The following is a 4478-nucleotide window of genomic DNA, read 5'->3' as shown; positions in this document are numbered from 1 at the left end:
GCCCAGGCGGCCGGCAACTGGATGGACTCGGTTAACAGCGCGGTGACCGAGCTGAATAAATCGTCCACCGCCAATGGGTCCGCCACCGCCGGCGCCACCACCGGCAACAACGCCAGTTCGCTGGCCTCGCTGTCGGGGCTGCTGAACGGCGGCGACAAGACGTTAAGCTCCAGCAGCATGACCAATGCCGCCGGCGTGCTGCAGTACTGTGTTAAAAACAACCTGCTCTCCGCCAGCGGCACCTCGGCGCTGAAAGACCAGTTGCTCGGCAAGCTGGGGATTACCAGCACCGCCGACGCCAAGAGCCAGGACTATCAGGAAGGGCTGGGCGGCCTGCTGACCACCAGTAAGAGCGGCCAGCTGAATCTTAACGATCTGAGCAATTCCCAACTGGGGCAGAAGGTGAAAACCAAGGCCTGCGATATCGTGCTCAAACAAAGCAAGAACTTTATCTCTTAGCCACGCGGGGTATGCGCCGCGCCGGCGACGCCTTGCGCGGCGGAGTGGCCCGCCGGGCTTATCCGGCGGCAAAGCCGGGCGCAAACGAAGTAATGTCGCAATCGTGCCGTTGCCGTTCGGTATTCCGGTGTGCCAGTGCTGGGCAATAACCTATATCTAAGGTTAGTTTTCAAATTCTGGAGTAAGTTCAACATAAGGCACATCCACGGCAAGTACTTGAGTATTCCTTTCTTCATCCGCTTTTATTCGGTTATCATACATCCGCCCATCATATGGTAAACATAATATTAATATCATGCTATTTACACTCAATTAACTATATTATGAAGCGAAACAATAATGGCATGGAATGCCAGGACCAGCGCCCTTCTGCGGTCATTTTATGGTCTTCCACCCTGTCCCTCCGGCATGTTGGAGATATTTTCGTCTTGTCATCGTTAAAAAATAAAAGATAAAATCATTAGTCACTGAAAGCAGTACTTAAATAATTCTCATGCTATCGATATATAGGAGCAGTAGGAGTCGGATCATAATTTATATTGCATTTATATCCGTTTAGCTTTCGGATATCCCTCAAACCAGCGTTCTAGATCATGACTATTATATGAATAATTTTGATTTCAATTTATTGGTAGTACTCAATGCGCTGCTGGAAGACTGTAGCGTCAACCTGGCGGCCAGGAAGCTGAATGTCACCGCGCCAGCCATCAGCAAATCGCTGAATAAGATACGGGGATTGTTCAACGACCCCATCCTGGTGCGCAGCGGCACTAAACTGATACCCACGCCCAAGGCCATCGCACTGAAGGAGGATGTGCGCCAACTGGTTAACCGCATTGAGTCGATGCTCAATACCAATATGGCTTTTGAACCCCATACCACCACCGTGTCCTTCACCATTGCGGCGAACGCCACTATCGTCTTTACCCTTAACGCCTCGTTGTTTAGCGAATTACAACGCAGCGCGCCCAACGTCTTTATTAATATGGTGCATGATTCGGAATTTGATGATGATTTCCTGCGCTCCAATGATATTGATCTCTACATTGGGGAAATGCGTGATCTGAATCCCGAAATTACCATCCGCACTATTCATTCCGCGAAATGTTTTTTTATGTGCCGCTGCGGTCACCCTATTATTTGTGGGGATAAAAACATGGATAACCTGCTGAAATACCATTTTGTCCAGACGAAGGAGAAATACCCGGCCGGGTCGGATGAAGCAATGAAATATTTCTGGTCCACGCGTCATGTGATGGGTACCACGCCCGGCTATATGGCTACCATGAATGCCATTACCCACTCCGATGCCCTGGCCATCGTTCCCGATTTTGTGGTCAACAACCTGCGTAAACTCAATATCGCGGTGGAGTTTTTCAGCGCCGATTTTGATTTAGGCAAACGCAGCATTATCCAGGCGTGGCATTCCAAGCATAACCATTCGCCCTGCCATAAATGGCTGCGCGACCTGACCAAGGTGATGTTTGTCGATAGTGTTAAATGAAATTTTAGCGGTTGTAACAAAAGAGCTGAATCTGAAGGTCCAAACGATGAGGCCCGCGCCAATCCATCCCGGCGCTAACAGGATACCGCCTGTTAGCGCCGCCTCGCGACATTTTTACCGTCTCTTGAGCAGCAACGCCACGCTTATCACCAGGAAAGCCATGCTGGGGAGCAGCGCGCCGAACAGCGGCGGCATATTGTAAACCAGGCTAAGCGGTCCGAAGATCTGGTCCAAGACATAAAACAGGAAACCGAAGCTGATGCCGGTTACCATCCTCACGCCCATCGCCACGCTGCGCAGCGGACCGAAAATAAACGATAGCGCCATCAGCATCATCACCGCCACCGAGAAGGGCGAGAAGATCTTGCTCCACATATTCAGCTGGTAGCGACTGGCTTCCTGGCCGCTCTGCTTGAGGTATCTTACATAATCGTACAACCCGGAAATCGACAGCGAGTCCGGGTTAAGAGCCACCACGCCCAGTTTATCGGGCGTGAGGTTGGTTTTCCACTCCCCGCTGAGGGTTTGCCGGCCGGTGATCTGCTGCGGGTCGCTCAGGTCGGATTCATCCACCTGCGCCAGGCGCCAGGTGCCGTCGGTAAAGGTGGCGCTGGCGGCATAGCGCAGCGTTTGCAGCCGGTTCTCGTGGTTGAAGTGATAGATATTCACCCCTGACAGCTGATTGTTGCTCACCACCCGCTCGATGTAGATAAAATCGCTGCCGTCCTTGGCCCACAGGCCGTTTTGCACCGACAGCATGGAGCCGGCGTACAAAGACTGCGAGCGGAAATTACGCGCCATCTGCTCGCCCTGGGGGGCGACCCATTCGCCGATGGCCATGGTCAGCAGCACCAGAGGAATGGCGGTTTTCATTACCGCCGCGGCGATTTGCATGCGGGTGAAACCCGAGGCCTGCATGACCACCAGTTCGCTGCGGCTCGCCAGGGTGCCAAGCCCCATCAGCGCGCCGAGCAGCGCCGCCATCGGGAAAAAGATTTCAATATCCTTGGGCACGCTTAACAAAGTATATAAGCCGGCGCCCGCCGCGGAATAATCGCCCTGCCCGACCTTGCGCAGCTGATCGACGAATTTGATGATGCCCGACAACGATACCAGCATGAACAGCGTCATCATGATGGTGTTGAAAATGGTTTTACCAATATAGCGGTCCAGTACGCCAAACATCAGGCCGCTCCTCTGATATGTAAACGTTCACGCGCCCGCCTGAGCGGTACGCTGTCCCATAGGTTAAGCAAGACGGCGACACCCAGGTAGACCAGGTTGACCAGCCACATCCATATCACCGGGTCGAGCTTGTCCTTGGCGCCGTTGGAGCGCAGCGAGCTTTGCAGCAAAAAGAACACCAGATACAGCAGCATTGCGGGCAGCATGCTTAATACCCTGCCCTGGCGCGGATTGACCGCGCTGAGCGGCACCACCATGATAGCCATGATAAACACCGATATGATTAGGGTAAGGCGCCACTGCAGCTCCGCGCGCGCTTCCGGTAGGCTGGAGTGCCACAGGTCCCGCATGGTCATCTGCTCGGCGTCGTTATTATTTACCGATACCGCCTGGTGGCCGATGACCGCCTGGTACTGGGTAAAATCGGTGACGCGGAAATCGCGCAGCAGCGCGGTCCCTTCATAGCGGGTGCCCTTATTGAGATTAACCACCTGCGAGCCGTCGGGACGCTGGGTCATATGGCCCTGGTCGGCCACCACCACCGAGGGACGCGAGTTGCCGCGCGGCCGCAGCTGCGCCAGGAAGACGTTGTGGAATTCCTGTCCCTTGACGTTGCCGACAAACAATACCGAGTTGCCGTTTTGCGCCGCCTGGAACTGTCCACCCACCATGGCCGCCATGCTGGGGTTGGCCTTGGCCTCCGCCAGGACTTCGTCCTGGTGCCGGGACGACCAGGGCGACAGCCAGACGACATTGGCCGCCGCGCACAGCGCGGTCAGCACGCTTAACAGCAGCGCCGCCTTCATCAGCACGCTTTTGCCCAGCCCGCATGCGTGCATGACGGTTATTTCGCTTTCGGCGTACAACCGGCTCAGGGTCATCAGTAACCCGAGGAACAGGCTAAGGGGAAGAATCAACTGCGCCATTTCCGGCACCCCTAGACCGAGCAGGGATAGCACCAGGTTTGTCGGGATATCGCCGTCCACCGCCGCGCCAAGGACCCGCACCAGCTTTTGACAGAAAAAAATCAACAGCAGGATAAACAGGATGGCCAACTGGCTTTTGAAGGTTTCCCGAACCAGATATCTAATGATGATCACGCTTATTTCGCCTGTGAAAACTTGTCTTTTTGCAGGAAAATCGATAATTTCTTCGCTAATGCACTATTAATGCGTATCAATTAGTCACCTTTATCGCCAGATAGAGTATAACAACATTAAGCGTTCGGCTGTGCTATGAGAACGCACTGATTATTGCCGGAATAACGTCCTTTGCGTCGTTCAGATTAACACATAAGAGTTAATGCAAAGGCGGGGGATACGATAGGGAA

4 protein-coding genes are annotated in these 4478 nt (G+C 53.8%); 2 read left to right on the top strand and 2 right to left on the bottom strand.

All coding sequences use genetic code 11. From position 1 onward, the window contains the following. Both VGC33_RS09235 and VGC33_RS09230 read left to right on the top strand, forming a co-directional pair. Positions 1–459: YjjA family protein (locus VGC33_RS09235; protein ID WP_331120453.1), on the top strand; the 459-nt coding region annotated here is incomplete at its 5' end. 604 nt (positions 460–1063) lie between these two features. Next, positions 1064–1963 carry a LysR family transcriptional regulator gene (locus VGC33_RS09230; RefSeq protein ID WP_331120452.1) on the top strand — a complete coding sequence of 300 codons (900 nt, stop codon included), beginning with the start codon at positions 1064–1066 and terminating at the stop codon, positions 1961–1963. Between the two features lie 114 nt (positions 1964–2077). On the opposite strand, the gene lptG is transcribed toward VGC33_RS09230, so the two are convergent. Both lptG and lptF read right to left on the bottom strand, forming a co-directional pair. Next, the gene (gene lptG, locus VGC33_RS09225; RefSeq protein ID WP_331120451.1) at positions 2078–3148 is read right to left on the bottom strand and encodes an LPS export ABC transporter permease LptG; all 1071 of its coding nucleotides are present in this window, start codon (positions 3146–3148) and stop codon (positions 2078–2080) included. Next, entirely contained in the window at positions 3148–4248 is a 1101-nt protein-coding gene (gene lptF / locus VGC33_RS09220) for an LPS export ABC transporter permease LptF (RefSeq protein WP_331120450.1), read from the bottom strand. The genes lptG and lptF overlap by 1 nt, the downstream gene beginning before the upstream one ends. Positions 4249–4478 lie beyond the last annotated feature (230 nt).

This window comes from Acerihabitans sp. (genome assembly GCF_036398755.1).
Classification (GTDB): domain Bacteria; phylum Pseudomonadota; class Gammaproteobacteria; order Enterobacterales; family Enterobacteriaceae; genus Acerihabitans.
This window is presented reverse-complemented; position numbering and strand designations above follow the sequence as displayed.